The organism is Synechococcus sp. A15-62, from assembly GCF_014280075.1.
Classification (GTDB): domain Bacteria; phylum Cyanobacteriota; class Cyanobacteriia; order PCC-6307; family Cyanobiaceae; genus Parasynechococcus.
In genome coordinates this window covers 1,317,610-1,333,150 of sequence record NZ_CP047950.1, presented here as the reverse complement: position 1 = coordinate 1,333,150, position 15,541 = coordinate 1,317,610, and the positions used below count along the sequence as shown (strand labels likewise).

The 15,541-nt window shown below is 46.2% G+C and carries 17 protein-coding genes; 5 read left to right on the top strand and 12 right to left on the bottom strand.

The window, feature by feature from the left end:
• Nucleotides 1-3: 3 nt before the first annotated feature.
• Both SynA1562_RS07690 and rpmG read right to left on the bottom strand, forming a co-directional pair.
• Nucleotides 4-216: a hypothetical protein gene (locus tag SynA1562_RS07690; RefSeq protein ID WP_186493390.1), complete on the bottom strand. Its 213-nt coding sequence runs from the start codon at nucleotides 214-216 to the stop codon at nucleotides 4-6.
• Nucleotides 217-1,387: 1,171 nt separating this feature from the next.
• On the bottom strand, nucleotides 1,388-1,588 hold the full coding sequence (gene rpmG / locus SynA1562_RS07685; RefSeq protein ID WP_186493389.1) for a 50S ribosomal protein L33: 201 nt from the start codon (nucleotides 1,586-1,588) through the stop codon (nucleotides 1,388-1,390).
• Between the two features lie 2,017 nt (nucleotides 1,589-3,605).
• Between rpmG and SynA1562_RS07680 the strand changes: the two genes are divergently transcribed.
• The gene (locus tag SynA1562_RS07680) at nucleotides 3,606-4,154 is read left to right on the top strand and encodes a Crp/Fnr family transcriptional regulator (RefSeq protein ID WP_186493388.1); all 549 of its coding nucleotides are present in this window, start codon (nucleotides 3,606-3,608) and stop codon (nucleotides 4,152-4,154) included.
• A gap of 870 nt (nucleotides 4,155-5,024) precedes the next feature.
• Nucleotides 5,025-5,534: a flavodoxin FldA gene (gene fldA, locus SynA1562_RS07675; protein ID WP_025362216.1), complete on the top strand. Its 510-nt coding sequence runs from the start codon at nucleotides 5,025-5,027 to the stop codon at nucleotides 5,532-5,534.
• 45 nt (nucleotides 5,535-5,579) lie between these two features.
• Here fldA and SynA1562_RS07670 read toward each other — a convergent pair whose 3' ends face one another.
• From SynA1562_RS07670 to SynA1562_RS07650, 5 genes are all read right to left on the bottom strand, one after another.
• Nucleotides 5,580-6,530, bottom strand: coding sequence for an NAD(P)/FAD-dependent oxidoreductase (locus SynA1562_RS07670; protein ID WP_255445595.1), 951 nt, complete (start codon nucleotides 6,528-6,530; stop codon nucleotides 5,580-5,582).
• Nucleotides 6,531-6,535: 5 nt separating this feature from the next.
• A complete protein-coding gene (locus SynA1562_RS07665) occupies nucleotides 6,536-7,303 on the bottom strand; it encodes an alpha/beta fold hydrolase (RefSeq protein WP_186493386.1) in 768 nt (255 codons plus the stop codon).
• 331 nt (nucleotides 7,304-7,634) lie between these two features.
• On the bottom strand, nucleotides 7,635-7,928 hold the full coding sequence (locus SynA1562_RS07660) for a 2Fe-2S iron-sulfur cluster-binding protein (RefSeq protein ID WP_186493385.1): 294 nt from the start codon (nucleotides 7,926-7,928) through the stop codon (nucleotides 7,635-7,637).
• Nucleotides 7,929-8,383: 455 nt separating this feature from the next.
• A complete protein-coding gene (locus SynA1562_RS07655; protein WP_186495359.1) occupies nucleotides 8,384-8,968 on the bottom strand; it encodes a ferritin in 585 nt (194 codons plus the stop codon).
• A gap of 144 nt (nucleotides 8,969-9,112) precedes the next feature.
• The gene (locus SynA1562_RS07650; RefSeq protein WP_186493384.1) at nucleotides 9,113-10,117 is read right to left on the bottom strand and encodes an extracellular solute-binding protein; all 1,005 of its coding nucleotides are present in this window, start codon (nucleotides 10,115-10,117) and stop codon (nucleotides 9,113-9,115) included.
• Between the two features lie 114 nt (nucleotides 10,118-10,231).
• Here SynA1562_RS07650 and SynA1562_RS07645 point away from each other — a divergent pair, with 114 nt between their 5' ends.
• Together SynA1562_RS07645 and SynA1562_RS07640 are read left to right on the top strand one after the other, a co-directional pair.
• On the top strand, nucleotides 10,232-10,900 hold the full coding sequence (locus tag SynA1562_RS07645; protein ID WP_186493383.1) for a Fe2+-dependent dioxygenase: 669 nt from the start codon (nucleotides 10,232-10,234) through the stop codon (nucleotides 10,898-10,900).
• A 77-nt stretch (nucleotides 10,901-10,977) separates the two neighbouring features.
• Nucleotides 10,978-11,202, top strand: coding sequence for a hypothetical protein (locus tag SynA1562_RS07640; protein ID WP_186493382.1), 225 nt, complete (start codon nucleotides 10,978-10,980; stop codon nucleotides 11,200-11,202).
• A gap of 95 nt (nucleotides 11,203-11,297) precedes the next feature.
• Here the strand turns inward: SynA1562_RS07640 and SynA1562_RS07635 are convergent, their stop codons facing one another.
• Nucleotides 11,298-12,821 carry an iron uptake porin gene (locus SynA1562_RS07635; protein WP_186493381.1) on the bottom strand — a complete coding sequence of 508 codons (1,524 nt, stop codon included), beginning with the start codon at nucleotides 12,819-12,821 and terminating at the stop codon, nucleotides 11,298-11,300.
• A 388-nt stretch (nucleotides 12,822-13,209) separates the two neighbouring features.
• Nucleotides 13,210-13,785, bottom strand: a complete 576-nt coding sequence (locus SynA1562_RS07630; protein WP_186493380.1) for a helix-turn-helix domain-containing protein — start codon at nucleotides 13,783-13,785, stop codon at nucleotides 13,210-13,212.
• 682 nt (nucleotides 13,786-14,467) lie between these two features.
• On the opposite strand from SynA1562_RS07630, the gene SynA1562_RS07625 reads away from it, so the two are divergent.
• Nucleotides 14,468-14,638 carry a conjugal transfer protein TrbI gene (locus tag SynA1562_RS07625; RefSeq protein WP_186493379.1) on the top strand — a complete coding sequence of 57 codons (171 nt, stop codon included), beginning with the start codon at nucleotides 14,468-14,470 and terminating at the stop codon, nucleotides 14,636-14,638.
• 2 nt (nucleotides 14,639-14,640) lie between these two features.
• Here SynA1562_RS07625 and SynA1562_RS07620 read toward each other — a convergent pair whose 3' ends face one another.
• From SynA1562_RS07620 to SynA1562_RS07610, 3 genes are read right to left on the bottom strand one after another with little or no spacing between them, the layout of a single operon-like run.
• Complete coding sequence (locus SynA1562_RS07620) at nucleotides 14,641-14,925, bottom strand: hypothetical protein (RefSeq protein ID WP_186493378.1); 285 nt, start codon at nucleotides 14,923-14,925, stop codon at nucleotides 14,641-14,643.
• Nucleotides 14,922-15,143: a DUF3721 domain-containing protein gene (locus SynA1562_RS07615; RefSeq protein WP_186493377.1), complete on the bottom strand. Its 222-nt coding sequence runs from the start codon at nucleotides 15,141-15,143 to the stop codon at nucleotides 14,922-14,924. Before SynA1562_RS07615 ends, SynA1562_RS07620 begins: the two co-directional genes overlap by 4 nt.
• A 4-nt stretch (nucleotides 15,144-15,147) precedes the next feature.
• Nucleotides 15,148-15,405, bottom strand: a complete 258-nt coding sequence (locus SynA1562_RS07610) for a hypothetical protein (protein ID WP_186493376.1) — start codon at nucleotides 15,403-15,405, stop codon at nucleotides 15,148-15,150.
• Nucleotides 15,406-15,541 lie beyond the last annotated feature (136 nt).

The window sequence follows — 15,541 nt, the reverse complement described above, 5'->3', positions numbered from 1 at the left end:
TGCTTATTTTACTTTCAGTGAATCTAGATTTTTGTCGATAACCTTTTCTTCTTTGGGAGCTGAAGTCATTGCTTTGGTTGCTACTTTTTTTGGTTTGAGTTTGCTCGCATCCAGTCGTTTTTCGCCAAATGCTTTGTAGAGAAGAAGAACCAAGCTGCTTGTTAGTGGAATTGATGTGATTCCACCTACAGAAATTTCAAATCCTGATAAGGACATGGGAAAACTAAAATAATCTCAAAAATAAACGTTATATTTATGATCCTGTGGACCCGTTGACCTTAAAACACGTTGACGCTCAATGACATTTTGAACTGTGGTCCCATGGGCTTCTGCAATTGCATCAACAAGGCCTATCGGCCATTCCGTTCCGCAGCGCATTTGTGCTTCTAATACCGATGCATCAAGTTTTGAAAACCGGGATGATTTTTGAGACATTGTGTTGATGGTGAGAAGTAGAAAACATCAACGCCAGTTATTGATGGGCAAAGATAAGACCAATCAATTGTTCTGGTTTGGTTGAAGCGACACACTGGCTCTTGAACCTGGAGGGAAGAAGAGCCAGATGACACCCAATGAAACTGATATCATCAGATTCATTGTTTGAACAGCTCAGGTTGGAGTGAACTGCCCAATCTGATTTTCGCGTTGTGAATAGGTCCATGTCTTTCACATGCCGCAGTACCACGTTTTAATTGATGCACTCTCGTGTAAGTGATGCTAGTTTAAAGAGCCCGAAGTTTTTAATTATAGGTAGGAGGTCGATCTATAAGAATTGCGCCACATTAATTGCCTGATATAAGTGTATTTTCTGGATATTGTTTTTCAGCCTATCGATCGCTGCGATTCTGAATATGTCAACAGTATTTGTTGGCTGCGGGGATGATGCTAATTGATGCTTGCTATTCTTCACTTATTTGTAGCCTTGCTCTTTTGCTTTAAGTGCTTGATTCTCGAGCCGCTCTTTCACCAATTGTCTAAAATCACAATAATCTATGTCTTCCGTATTTTTGTCGCGCATAATTTCCTGCGCTTCTCTCATTAAATACTCATAAGTGGCCGTGTCAGTCGTTCTGTTAGCGAGGTCAATGATGTGTGCGAAGGCTTCAATGTTAGTCAAGAATAGATCGCTGCTTTGCGTAAACTAGCTGCTGCTGAATCAGGCTGTGTCCTAAATTCTACTGATCGATGTTTGTATTGATTGATTAGTGTTGATCAGTGATGACTCAGTGGTGTGTTTCATGCGTTGGTCTATACGCGGTTCTCGCTGTTGGTTTTTTGCCCAAAATGAATTGCTGAAGGCATGCACTCGTCTATGCTTTGATAACCAATTTTTATTTGAGACAAGATTATTTGGTGTGTGCCGTTTTGCAAGTATTATATTTTTCTTCTATTTTATTTCACGATGAAGAGTCATCCTGTTGAGTTGTGGGCTGAATTTCATCAGTTCGAGCCTTTCAGGATTATTTCTTCGGTTTTTAGTTGTTGTATAGCGAGAGACCCCAGGACTTCGTTTTTCAGCAGCAGTTGCTGTTCTGCATTCAGTGCATTCGAGTGTGACAATGATGCGAACGCCTTTGCTTTTGGCCATAATAATTCAGTGTATTTCTGGGAGTAAGCAACTGGACTGACTCCCCTGGTTGAGTAGAGGAGCCAGTTGTAACCCCAGCGCGATGACCCGGATCAGCCATCGGATGAAGGTGCCTCGCGAGAACCTTCAAATGCATATTGGCTGGTTTTTCTCAGAGTGCGAGTACAAACTGTCTAATCTCATCTGTCAAATGAACCGATAACTGGTTTTCTTCTCCTCTGTGCCTTTGGTCTCACCCCCTGTCTACTCATTGGGGAGGAGTCAGTGGTGTGACCAGCTTGAATTGGGCCTGAATTCAACCCTTCAAGCAGATGTTACGCGTGGATTTCTTTGACTAGCTTCAATCCATTCCATTTGCACGCCAGGTGATCTCAGTAAGCTCGTCAAATTAGCTTTGGCATTTTTAGAATGAAATTACGCTGATCTGACTCCCCGCATCGTCAGAAGGGAGTCAGTGGTGTTATCAGCGCCCAATGGTGATTGCCCCCACCATTGGTTGGAGGTTTCCTGCGACGGAACATCCATGATCATTATGAATGGGTATATGGATGTTGCTGCTCCAGATGATGCTGACTGGTGAATCAAATTAACCTTTGAAAGGTAGTTGGGAGCCAAATGCTGAACTGTCTCCTTTCCTTCAAAAGAAAAGTCAGCCGTTTGCTCGCTGACTAGTCACGGCTCACGTTTTTCTGACTCCCCCGGTTGACTAGAGGAGCCAGCTGATACTCAGCGCCCAACGGTCATCACTCCATTGGATGGTTGAGGTCCTCCAAAGTGACAATCTCACCGACCATGGCTACTGCTTGTTCTTAAGAACAGACAGCAGGGATCCTATGAGCCGCGCAAACGTGCACAGTTGTTCACCAAAACACTGGACGAGTTGTGTTCACAGGTTGGTCTTCCAGGGCTGGAGCTTTAATCCTGTTGTCTATCCGCAAAGGCGAAAACAGTAGAAGGTTTCCGGCAACCAGACCTGCTGTGACAATAATCGCAGCAACTACTTCAAGCATCTCAGTGGTTTTGTTTTGCGAGGTCAAGTCACCCGTCAAACGCTGAACTGACTCCCCGTCCGCCAAGAAAAGGAGTCAGCTTTTCTGGACAGCGCCCATTGGTCCCTACAAAAACCATGGGATGGAGGTCTTGTGGACTCCTTAGACACAATCACCCCTGTTGGGAATAAGACGCGATACAGATGAGTTGGTGGCAATGGCTAAATGAGTCACCCGAATGTTGTCGCAAGCCAAATCGCTGACCGAGTCCCCCGCTTGTGAAGAGCATTCAGACCTTGAACAAGCGCCCAATGGTCAATGGAGGAACCACTTAATGGGGGACTCGATGCTCCGTGAGAATAATCTCAGTGATGATTGGCTGATCTCTGTGCTCATGTGGAGAGCTTGGCGACCCTCTAGAGGTGGCAAGGTCGTGGAGAGTTGCCCCACAAACCCTTCTTTCCTCAGGGCAAGCCAGAGATGGTTATGGGTTGGTTCGTCGATGGGATTGACCAATGTGCTGTTCATACACCTGATAACTCTCGAATAGCCAAGTGGTGGTTCTCCTTCGTGGACCCCAGCAGCATCAGCCGTTCTTTTACTGGCTTGTATCTTTACCGCTCAAATGGTGAGCTTTCTCCTATTGCAGCACCGGGGGGCTGATCACAACAAAAGCTCCGTTCCTTGTGTTTTGACAAGGAAATACAGCGCAAACGCTCAATAAGAACACCTCAGCGTCGTAAGCGATCCATTGGTCACTCAGTGAGCGAGGTGTACTGGGCCATAACTACATCAAGCCGATGCTTCGAATCCAGGGCGATGCGCAGCTGCTCCGCTCACTTCTTCTAAGTACGGATGGAGTTGGCCTGCAGCGTATTGAGAAAGAATCTCAATTTGAGTGCCTTATTGAGAATGACTTGCAATATCGACAAGGAGTCTGTACTCTTGCGAGTAATTCTCAATCGCGATAGTTCGTGACGACCTCTTCCTACCGGTTCTTACCGGATGATCCTGCGGCACCTTTGTCGATGCCAAGGCTTCAGACCGTTCTGCTGGATCCTGCCGGTCGCGATCAGGCCACCGTTCTTGAGGTGTTGGAAGGTGTTTGCCGGGTGTATTGCCCTTGTGAGGAAACCGAGGGAATGACTTTGGCGTTTTTGCAGTCAGGCGACAGGCTTCGCACCGATCGCATGTGCAGTGACGGCGCTTGTGTCGAGGCACTTACGGCCCTGAAGTTTCGTCGTGACTCCGTCTCCGCGGACGAATTCGGAATCGACGCAGTCAATGAGTGGACCTTGCAGCTCCTAAGAGTCCGTCATCTGGGTCAAGCGGAACAGCGGCTTCACGCTCTTCTAGCGCTCCTGGTTAACCGGCTTGGACTTCGTTGCAGCGATGCTTATCAGCTTCCCTTCCGTCTAACCCATGATCGTTTTGGTGAGTTGATCGGTGCTACCCGGGTGACCACAACCCGCCTTCTATCGAAATGGCGTCAAGCTGACATGATCGCCATGTCGACTGGTGATGTCACCATGCGCATTGCACCTGACCTCATCAATTCTTCACCACTCCAATTTTGAAGATCGTGAATTCCTTTGGTGTTCTTGGCGATCTCTGCAGAGAGGCTGAATGGATGCGGCGGCGACTTAAATGTGCGAGTCGTTCAATACAGCATTGTCAGCATCCCAAGCTTAAAAATCGGCTTGTTGCGGAAATATCTTTTTACCGTGTCAGATGTTTGGCTATAAAAGACTCTCTGACTGTGATTAGTCAATCTCTTGATTCTCAATCTATGCAGAAATGTTTGTTAGAAGAATTGCTGTCTCGTTGCCTGTCAGCAGCACAGCTGTCATATCACCTTTCTTGAACTGATTTTACGATTTTTTGTCTGGCTTGACGTTTGCCTCTTTAATTATTTATTACTTTAATTTATTTTAAAAGTTTTGCTCCTGTGGCTATTTGCTTGCCTTCTTGATTTAATTAACTTATTGCGCTTGGCTTTTACTGCAAATAGAATGAAATTCCCTTGATGGATTTTATCAAGACCTCATTCTTTTCTCTTATTTGCTCTTATTGAGTATTGCTTAAGACCGAGTCAAAAGAATCATTTGACTGACCGCCGTTCAAAGAATTAATTAAAGTTTGGCATTGATCTTTAGAGTTTGTCATGCTTGTTGGATCAGCCATACTCGAAGAATTCATTGACCACATTGAACAGGATGACTTGGTTCGTCTCCGTTGGCTCAAACGTATCCGTGAGACAGGATTTGATCAAGCATTATCGGAGTATCGTGAGTCTTTGAATCGTCTTAGACAGTCTTAGATAAGAATTTGTCTGGCAGAACGAGGTGGATGAGGTATCTGGATGTAACTGATTTCACCTGCAGTTGAAACAAGCGTTAATTCGGGAGAGCGATGATTTGCGATTCTTGATTGGTGATTTCTTTTGCATGACTTTCACTATTTTCTTTGCCACATCTACTGGTAAAACTGAGGATGTGGCTGATCGACTCAAAGAGCTTCTTCCTGGAACAGAAGCGAAGGATGTTGACAACATCGACTCAATTGATGAGTTGGTTGCGGCTGAGTCGTTAATTTGTTGTGTTCCAACCTGGAATACAGGCGCTGATGAAGCACGGTCAGGAACAGCCTGGGATGATCTGGTTCAGGAAATTCCTGACAAGGATTTTGCCGGTAAATCAGTCGCAATCGTAGGTCTTGGTGACTCCTCCGGTTATTCGGATTTTTTCTGTGATGCCATGGAGGAACTGTATACGGCTTTTCTTCAATCTGGTGCCAAGTTGATTGGTAAGGTTTCCACAGAAGGGTATACCTATGACGACTCAAAGAGCATTATTGATGGTAAGTTCTGCGGACTTGCAATCGATGAAGACAATGAGTCGGAATTGACAGATCAACGTTTGCAGGCCTGGGTTCAGCAAATAAACGCTGAGGCCTGAATGTAATTTATCACTGAATTGTAGGCGCCCGAGAGGGCGCTTTTTTTATCGATGCACCCAATCCACCCGGACGTCCTTCCGTTTATTCAAATACTTGTCAATTGCCATCGCTGCAATGCATCCATCAGAGCAAGCAACAACAGCCTGTTTAAAGGGTGTATTGCGGATATCGCCGATTGCCCAGACTCCTTCGAGATCTGTCATCATGTCGCTGTTCACTCGAATTCCACCATTAGAGTTGACTGGTACTTGTTCTTGTAGATAATCGGTGATCGGAAGCGAGCCTGTGGAGTAAACAAAAGCACCCTGAACTTGGATCATCTGCTCTTCACGATCAGCAGATGATTGCACTTTGACAGCATTAACTCCCTGATCATCTCCATGGATGGAGGCGAGCCTAGTGCGCTTCCAGTGCTTCACATTTTTTGAATTGAGAAGGATTTCTACTGCTTGTGATTTTGCGTTTGGTTTATTATTGGTTATCCAATGTACTGTTGATGCAAATTTTGCGAGTACAAGTGCCTCATCAATGGCTTCATGATTTGAACCATAGACAGCTACTTCTTGGTTCTTATAAAAAGCTCCGTCACAAGTCGCACAATAACTAACCCCCTTACCAAGAAATTCGTTCTCACCGGGAAGTGTTGATGCTCTACCCATTGCACCTGTTGCAAGAACCAATGTTTTGCCTACAAATGTTCCCTCTGGTGTATATACAGTCTTCTCTGAATCAGTCATGCTGATTCCATAAACTTGAGCCTGCTTGTATTCCGCTCCATAGTTAATTGCTTGTTCCCTCATTGTTTTTAATAATTGCTCACCTGATGTGTCTCCTTCCACACCCGGATAGTTTGCAATTTTGTGAGTGATAGCAAGTGCACCAACAGCTGGATTTTTGTCAAGGATAATTGTCGATAGATTTGACCTTGCTGTATACAATGCACAAGAACATCCAGCTGGTCCTCCACCAATGATGATGACGTCAAAGGTATTCATTTGATTCATGAGTTGGTTTTACTAATACTCAGATTCTTGCAGCTATTAGGGACTTGGTTCTGATGTTGCTCAGGCACCATCTTTACAAATGATTCGATCATTTTTGCAGTTTTACTCCACTCTGTAAATGGGAAGAAATGGCGTCCGTTAGAAATTTTTTGGTAGCAGTCTCCAGGTTTTAGGCAGTGTCTCCATCTGATATCACACTGCTCATCAACAACAAAGTCTTTTTCACCATTAATCACCAGTATTGGAACCTCAGCTTTGTTTAGATTTGTGATTGGTTGGCTATTGACAATCGATCCATACACTAAATCATTATCCAAACATTTTGCTAACAGTCGCGCCATAATATTGACAACTTTTTCAGTTTGTCTGTCGACCAATAGTCGGCTTAGATAGCTTAAAATATGAAATCTTGAGCAGGGTAATTGGCTCCGCATACTCTGATAATGACTAGTCCATTGATTTGTCGAGTGAGTATCTACTGATAGCACGGAAACTGATGATATGTTGTTGGGATATTTTTGAGCAAATAAATATGCAATTGTACCGCTTATACCGTGGCCTACAAGATGAACTGGAATTGAAGAGTTTTCTATCGTGTGCCTCATTAGGCTGTGAACGACTTCAACATCACATGATTCATCAAGATCATGTTCGAATGACCATCTTTTGACTTCAAAATGCTGACCCAAGCTTTGCGCTGTCCGCTTGAAAAGGCAATACAGTGATGGCTGGAGATCAATCCAAAGTATCTGACTGGTGCTCATCTGATTTTATTTTTCTTATTTTCTGATGCTTTTGATTATGTTTTCTCTCAGAGAAGACGACTGGCTGTATTCTTTATCACATCCAGGCTGATCAAGCTTTCACCTTTGATTCAGAAGAAAGCACAACCTTTCCGTGCCTTACTTGTTCTTTGATCCTTTTAATCAATTTTTTTTCGATTGCATCGGCCTTTGATTCGTAACGCAGCATGTTCTGATAGGTTCTGTCGCTTATTTTGTTGAAACAGGATGCATTGAGATACTGATCAACCAAACTAATCTCGTTCTCCCTAAGTACTTTCATTCTGAGATGATCTTATCGCTCCATCCATTGTCACCAAAGCTCTTCTTCGCAATCAGTCTTTACGATCAAATCTGATGTTGCATAAGCTACGCATAGAAGTGAATAGCCGTCTTGCATTTGTTCATCATCCAGAAAACTTTGATCAGATTGATCAACTGTTCCTTCGATGATCTTCCCTACACAAGTGCTGCATGCTCCAGCTCTGCATGAATAACTCATATCAATCCCAGCCTGCTCTGCTGCCTCTAGAACGTATTCATCATCAGGGCATTCGAAGTGTTTGACTCCATCAGGCATCCTTAATTCGACCTTGAATGAGGTCATCACTCCAATTAAAATCATACAATAACTTCAATTAGTTTCCTCTGCTCGTATATGTATCTCGCTTGAGCATCATTGGCTACGTTCTAGATTGATGTTAGCTATACACCAGTCTTGCTTATATGATGTTGGCAGACATCATTCAATTGTTGTTTGATTGATTCGCGTGCTTTATTTGTATCATCTCTCAAATAAAGGGCTTATGCCATGAATTCAATCTCAACATCAAGAGTTTCACACTATTTAGGGTCTCCTAACGGTTGGCGTAAAAAACGACTGAAGATTGCAATGGCATTAAGAAGCCAAGGCTGGTCGCATCGGCTTATTTCTGAATATCTGGAAGTATCGCCTAAATCATTAATGCGGGATATAAAATGTTACGTAATCGACCCACAAGGCCTAAATATGTGACATCAGAAAGTTGATGTGTGTTAATCAACTTTCTGGTCGTGAGTGAATTAACCCTGAAGAGATGCAGGTTTGTTATTTCCTTGGTCTAGCTCGTTGTCGATGAGCAATAAAGCCGCTGCTTGATTATCTGCAAACTTCACCCGTCCAAGAAGGTGCGCAAATTCATGTTCTGACTGGGTTTGCATTTCCACCATCGGGTCGAGAAACACCGTGGTACGCGTATCGCTCGCTCTCTCTGCCATTGAATACAGCTGTTGCAACGAAGCTGTGACGTCAACCTCCATTTGAAATGCGGTTGCCATCACATCTGCAGGGGATGCCCAGTTCTGCAAGGGAGCATCGACCACTTGTAGTGCAACGCTTTGCCCTCGAGCAATGATGTATTCCGCGAATTTTGCAGCATGCTCATGCTCGCTGTTGGATTCGTCTCGGAAGAATCGGGAAAATCCCCTCAACTCCCGTTCGGCAAACCAGATTGCTGCAGCGAAATAGGAAGCATGGGCTTGCCTCTCCATGTTGAGGTGGGCTTGGATCGCGCTTAGAAGATCAGAGTCAATCGCTTCTGCGATTGCACGACCTGATGGTCCGCAAGCGATAGATGAAGCGGAGATTGAATTGGTTGTGCTCAGCATTTTTTTACTTGTTGATGTCCAAATGATACGCACATGCAAGTCAAATTGCTCGCAAGGTGTGTTATTTGCACCAAGTTAAATGAGAGTCATTATCAAAAGCATCTGAAATCTTGAATTTTTCAGTCGATTGTTGAGTTATTTGGTTCAACGCCAGCCAGCATCTGCCATTACTTTGATTGCGGTTTTCTGAGTTGCGCCTAAAGCACTAATAGAAACATTGTCTGGGGTAAATTTTCCAAAGGCTTTCAATTCTTTCGATGTACCAAGATTTTTTAGTGGATATTCGAAGGTTGGGCCTGCAATGAGTCGACTACCTTTTGGTGACGAAATGAACTCAATAAATTGAACTGCTTCAGCTTTGTTTTCTGCGGACTTAGCAACTCCTGCGGCACTGATGTTCACATGGGCTGGATTTGGCATGACTAATTTAATATTGGATGTCACTTTCTGATCGCTTTTGCCACTTGCTCCTGCCTGCATTCGTGCAAGATAGTAATGATTAACAAGGCTCACTCCGCATTTACCTTGTCCGACTGCACGAATCAGTGATACATCACCTCCGAAATACGGCTGGGTTACATTTTTGATCATCCCCTTGACCCAAGTTGAGGCTGCGCTTTGACCCTTCGCTATGATTTGATCGGCTACAAGTGATTGGTTGTATACGTTTTTCCTTTTGCGCAAACAGAGTTTTCCTTTTAGAACTGGATTGGCAAGATCGGAATAAGTCTTAATCGTATTTGGATCAACGACATTGGGATTTACAATGATGGCTCTGACGCGCCTCGTGAAACCAAACCATCGATTTGATGGATCACGATAGCGTGAAGGAACATTCGATTGGAGTTGTTTCGAGGAGACCGGCTGCAGAAGACCTGCCTCTGCAGCGTTGTTAATCCTTGCAGCATCAACCAATAGAATCACATCAGCGTTTGAATTTTTACCCTCTCGTTTAAGACGCTCAACTAGTGATATCCCTGTGGCCTCGATCAGTCTGACTTTGATCCCAGTTTCTTCACTGAATTGTTTGTAGGCAGCTCGATCAGTGTTGTAATGCCGGCCTGAGTAAACCCTTACTTCCTTGGCTTCCACTGAAGGTAGAGCAGCAAATGATGCCACCAGGCCAAGAGCTGCAAAGAACCTACGCATGCTTTTAGACATAGTTTCATCTATGCTAGGTCAGTGATTCCAGTTGTCAGCTGTTTTTGACTCTCCGTTTCGTAGCATTTGTCAATCGCTTTTATTCCTGAGATTCTCTGAACGATGGACTTCCTGACGCATTCTCTTTTGCCTCTTCTTGAAGTTCGTGACCTTCAGCAGCGCCTCAGTGCTCCCAACCTTCCCTGGCGAGATGGTCGATTGACTGCAGGGGACCAGGCTGCATTGGTGAAGAAAAACTTCCAGCTTGATCCGAATGCTGAGCTCACACTTGCGATTAGCAATTGCATTTCTACAGCATTAACGAGTGACCCCCTGGTCAAAAGTTTTTCACTTGTTCGTAAGGTCCATAGTTTGTTGGTTTCTAGATCTAGTGCTGGAGAATCTTATGGATGGCATGTTGATAATCCTTTCTCCCGCCATGGTCGTCGGGATTTGTCTTTCACCTGCTTTCTCAGTGATGAAGATTCCTATGAGGGCGGATCCTTAATGATTCAAACTGGTGGTGAGGACACGAAGGAATTTCGCTTGTCACCTGGCCAAGTTGTTATCTATCCGTCGTCCACGCTTCATTGTGTTACACCGGTTTTGAGCGGTGAGCGTTATGTATGTGTCGGCTGGATTGAGAGTTATGTCAAGGCAGCTGACGATCGCTCAATGTTATTCAATATCGATGCTGGTGCCCGGGGTTTGTTGGCCCGCCATGGACGATCGGATGAACTTGATCTGATTTTTCAAAGCTATACGAACGCTGTCCGACGCCTGTCGAGCTGATTTGTAGCTTTTGATAGCTTCGGCGTGATTTTTGTAGTGTAGCTCTTGCTTACAATTGGATTAGTTGAGCTATCCCAATGCCAAAGCCCTCTGCTATCTCAGTTTTCGTTGCTGCCACGTCTCTTCTTGTTTCATCGGCCCCTTCTGTTCACGCACAGAGTGCTGGCGGTCTTAAGGAATGGAATACTGATCAAGATGTGAATGAGGAAAGTGTGTTGGATTCCGATGCTGCTGCTCTAAAGAAAAAGGCAGAGCAAGAAGATATTTGTGTTCCTATTGGAGAGGGCGAGAACTGCTGGTGACAGCATTCTGATTTTTCCAAGGGTGCAAATGCCCCCTTTTTTTATGCCAATAAAAAAGCGCCCTGAGGGGCGCCTGTTTATTTGTTCTGTGAAGATCAGAATTTGAAGGTTGTCTTGACAAGACCACCGAATGTGTCGGAACCGTCAACCGATGAATCACCATCAGCATTCTGGATATAGAACACTGCCGGAGTCACAGTGATGTTATCCGTGACCTGGAAGTCATAATAGCCCTCGACGGCAAAGTTACCATCATTGGGATCACTGTCACCTTTCACTTCAGTGGCATAGCTGGAGTAGGAGCCAAAGGCGATACCCAGTTTGTTGCCATCAATGAAGGCATTTTTCCAGTTCAGGCCAACCATCCAACCAAACACTTCCTCTGTGCTGCCAGCAATATCTGCATCAGAGAAGCCGAAATCGATGCCTGCACTGATGGTTGGAATAAAGCCATACTCCTCAGGAGTCCAGTAGCCGCGGAATCCGAAAGCGTGGAGACCTTCGTCGTAGCTAGAGGCTGCGGGAGTGGAATAGCCCATTGCAGGCGTGGATCCATCTTTACCGTGCTTGTAGGCGTACAAGGCAGACAGATACCATTTGCGGTTGCCATAACCGACTTGGCTCAAGAAAAGGCCATCGGTGTCATCACCGAACATGCCTAATCCATCATCAGACTTTGCACCTTCGCCACCGTCAGCCACGTAGTTGGCTGCAATGTTTAATGCTGCTTCGCCTGGTGCAACGTTTTGACGCCACTGAACACCAAAACCCTGTCCGGTGCTTGCGCCCATAACTGAGCCATAACCACCCAATTTAAAAGCCTTAAGAATGGGCTTGTAACGGGTTGGTGTTTCTACCATGTAGTAGTTCTCTACCAAAGCACCCACGGTGAACTTGAAGTCACCAACGGGGAAGCTGTACCAGAGTTTGTCAATCTTTAGAGTGCTATCTCCTGACTTAGCATCACTCAGATAAGAGTTTTTGTTCGTCCAGACGTTCTTCATGTTGCCCGTGCGCAGACGGGTGTACAGCCGATCCTTACCAGTGAAGGAGGTGTTCAGGTTGAGGGTATAGCGATATGAGAACGAGAAAGCGTCGTCATCGCATGCGCCACCTTCCTCAACGCACTCATCTCGGTCGTCATAGGTCACACCACCCATGAAAAAGTCAGCTTGACCTTTCAGTTTGGTTGTGCTGGAGAACTGGGTGGCTTCCAGTTCGCCAACGCGGGCTTCGAGGCCGTCAACGCGACCCTTGAGGATGGCCAGCTCGGTTTCGAATTCCTTGAGCAGACGACGCAGCTCGTCGGTCACTTCGGTGACGCGGTCGAGGCAAGCGTTCAGCAGGGCAGCCGCTTCATAGCGGGTCATGGCCCGGTTGCCACGGAAGGTGCCGTTGGGGTAGCCGGCGACGCAGCCGTAGGTCTCCACCAGGTTGGCCAGAGCCTGATAGGCCCAGTCAGTGGGATAAACGTCGGAGAACTGGGTGACGCTAGTGACCTGATCAGCGGAAGCCGCGTAATCAGAAACGCCGTTGATGTTCAGCTCGGCGGCATTGGCGCCGGTGGCCAGAAGGCCAAGGGCGGCGGGAGCCACCAGCAGTTGCTGGAAAAGCTTCATTGAATTCCTCACACAGGAAAGCCCAATTTGGGCAAACATATTTTGCTGCTCTGCTGTGTCGCCTGTTACTCGTTTACTTCAATTAAAAGTAGCTTTCTATACATGCTAGGGTTTATTTGATACTGGTATTGCCTTTTTCCTCAATAGAGGCAAGCGCTCTTAGGCCTTGGGTATGCCTTGACTCGGATCAGATGACTCGCGATTTTGTGCTTTTTGTCACTCCCCATGTCTAGATCCATTTCCGCTAGTGACGGTATTGTTGAAGGAAACATTTTCTAGGGTCTTGGCCGAGTCTTCCGAAAACCGACTTGCAGTAAATAAGAAAAAGGGTTGCAAGAAATCTAAGTGCTCCAAGTGGAAGGGTGGAACATGTCGTTGTGGGCGTTAGCTAATCCACAGGTAAAATAATCTGTCCCTTTAGTTCATCAATATAAATTTGTTGGGTCTTCCTAAGAGTGCTAATCGTTCTTGATACGGTTGACCTCGTAGATCCAACTATTTCAGCAATACGTGCATGAGGCAGTGTGTGCTCGAGCAGTAGCCCTTCTGATGTTCTTTTCCCTAGTCTTGTTATCAGTAATCTAAAAAATGTCATCAGCCTGTTTTCTAGATTTGTCTCGTTCCTCACTATATGCAGTTGAATGATCCATTCCATAATTGCATCGCTTGTGTCGGATCCTTTTTTGCCTATTGATTTAACTATGTAAGTTGTGTCTGTTATGGCTTCTATTGTGATTTCTAGGTCTTCTGGATAATGGAATTTGAAAGCATCTGCTCTGCATGCAAAAGCTAAAGTTATGTCTTTTGCATTGTTCGATTGGTTCCCCGCAATCCTTATAACACCATTCTTAACTGTTATTTCTATATTTTCTCCAGCTTGAGGCCTTTCAAGGCGGACTGTTTCGTACGAATTTAAGGATATGGGCCTCCCTCCCTTTTTTCGATGCTGGTGCTCAGTGTTCATTGATGGGCTGGCTTGTGCTTTTTGATACGCCGGGTCGTGCCTAATTTTCCTGATGGAATCTATTAGCTATTTATGAACGGGTATTCCAAGATTTCGTGCGTGTTTAATGTCTCTTATAGCACGATGTGGTTTCTTGGTTTTGTCTCTTCTCGTGATATTTGCTTTCTTCGAAGTGAGATATGACACATTGCGCCGCCGCGATAAAGAAGCTGTGCCTGTTAATGCCCGACCCAGAGTGTTTCTTCGGGCTTAGCATTCTGGAGCGACTCCATGTGCTCCTCTGTTAAGGCCTGTGCCTCCTTGTCGTGACCTGTGAGTGAAAGGTGGGACGCTCTTTGATAGCACCATGCATTGATTTCGCTAAGCGTCTTGCTTCTCAGTTGACTATTTTTATTCATTTGCTTTGAGTTGCTGTTCTCATTATTTTTCTGCCCCCTGATTGCATTGCGGCGGATTTAATTGCTTTTGCTTGTGCTATTTGGTCTGTTGCGCTGTGATTGTTGGCCTTTTCTTGTGAATCCTCTTTTTTGTTGTTGTTGCTGGAAGTGGCTCTTTGCTTGTCGATCGCTCAGTAATGTGAGAATCACTATCAATTTTTCCACATGAATTGTGTGTGGAAATGGTGTGTTTCTTCTGTGGTCATCTTTTTTAGGCCTATACAGCAGTTGGTTGATTTGTTGTGATGGCTCCTGCTACTCCCTGTGCCTGTTCGCGTTGCACCTGTGAGGTTCAGGCGTCCCAGGTTGTTGTTCGCGATGGCCAGAGTTTCTGTTCAGAGGCCTGTGCCACCGGCCATCCCAACCACGAGCCCTGCCATGGCAGTGGCTCCTGCGGCTGCACTTGCGCTGATTGATCTCAACTCCCTTTTGTGCGGGCTGGCCTGAGCAGCATCGTCAGCCCAGACACGGTCACAACAATGGTGAGACCCCCCAGCAGGATTGGGTACACGGGCTGAAGGTTGAGCCAGCCGAACTGTCCTGTGTGCAGTTTGAGCAGCCAAAAGGCATCAATGTTCTGCTCCAGCAGCAAGCTGTAAAGGGAGCCGGTTCCAGCGGTGATCAACAGCGGCGCAGCGGCGATAGGCACCAGCCAGCGATGAATGCGCCGCGCCTGTCGGCTGGTTGTGCCGGAGGGCCTCATTGCTTGCGAAGCTGTCGGTGAAGCTGCCGTTCATCAGCGCAAGGCATCCAGCGGCCGTTGTTCTCGTGAACGGTGGTGCAACCGATCTCAGCGGCCCGTTGCTGGGCTTCGGCTTCGGTGTCGTAGATCCCCTTGCCGTGGGCCATCCCTGGTGCTTGGTTCAGCACCAGGGCCAAAACGCAGAAGTTGAGTGCCGTTAACGGTTGGATGGCGCGCATCGGTTCAGAAGCCTTCGCAGTGTTCAACGGCTTTGAGGTAATTCATTTTGCCGGGATCTGTGCCTCCCTTGGGATTGATGCTGGCCCGCATGGTGATCTGTGCATCAATGCAGCGGTTGTAGCGATGGGTTTTGACCGCTTGCGGGATCAGCAGAATCGCGATGCTGAGCAGGCTGAGGCTGCTGACGGCAGCCAGTACGGGGTAGGCGTGGGCTCGCACCATCTCGCGAGCCGTGAGCTTTTGTTGGTTGTGGTCGTCCATGCGTCGCTTGTGAGTGTTTTCAACGTATGGACAGCCTTGCGCGTTGATTGGCCTTGAGCAACGTTGCTGATCTGGCGTTACAGCAGAAGAACGCGGAGGTTTTGATCAGCGCGCATCGCGAGCTCGATCTCATTAC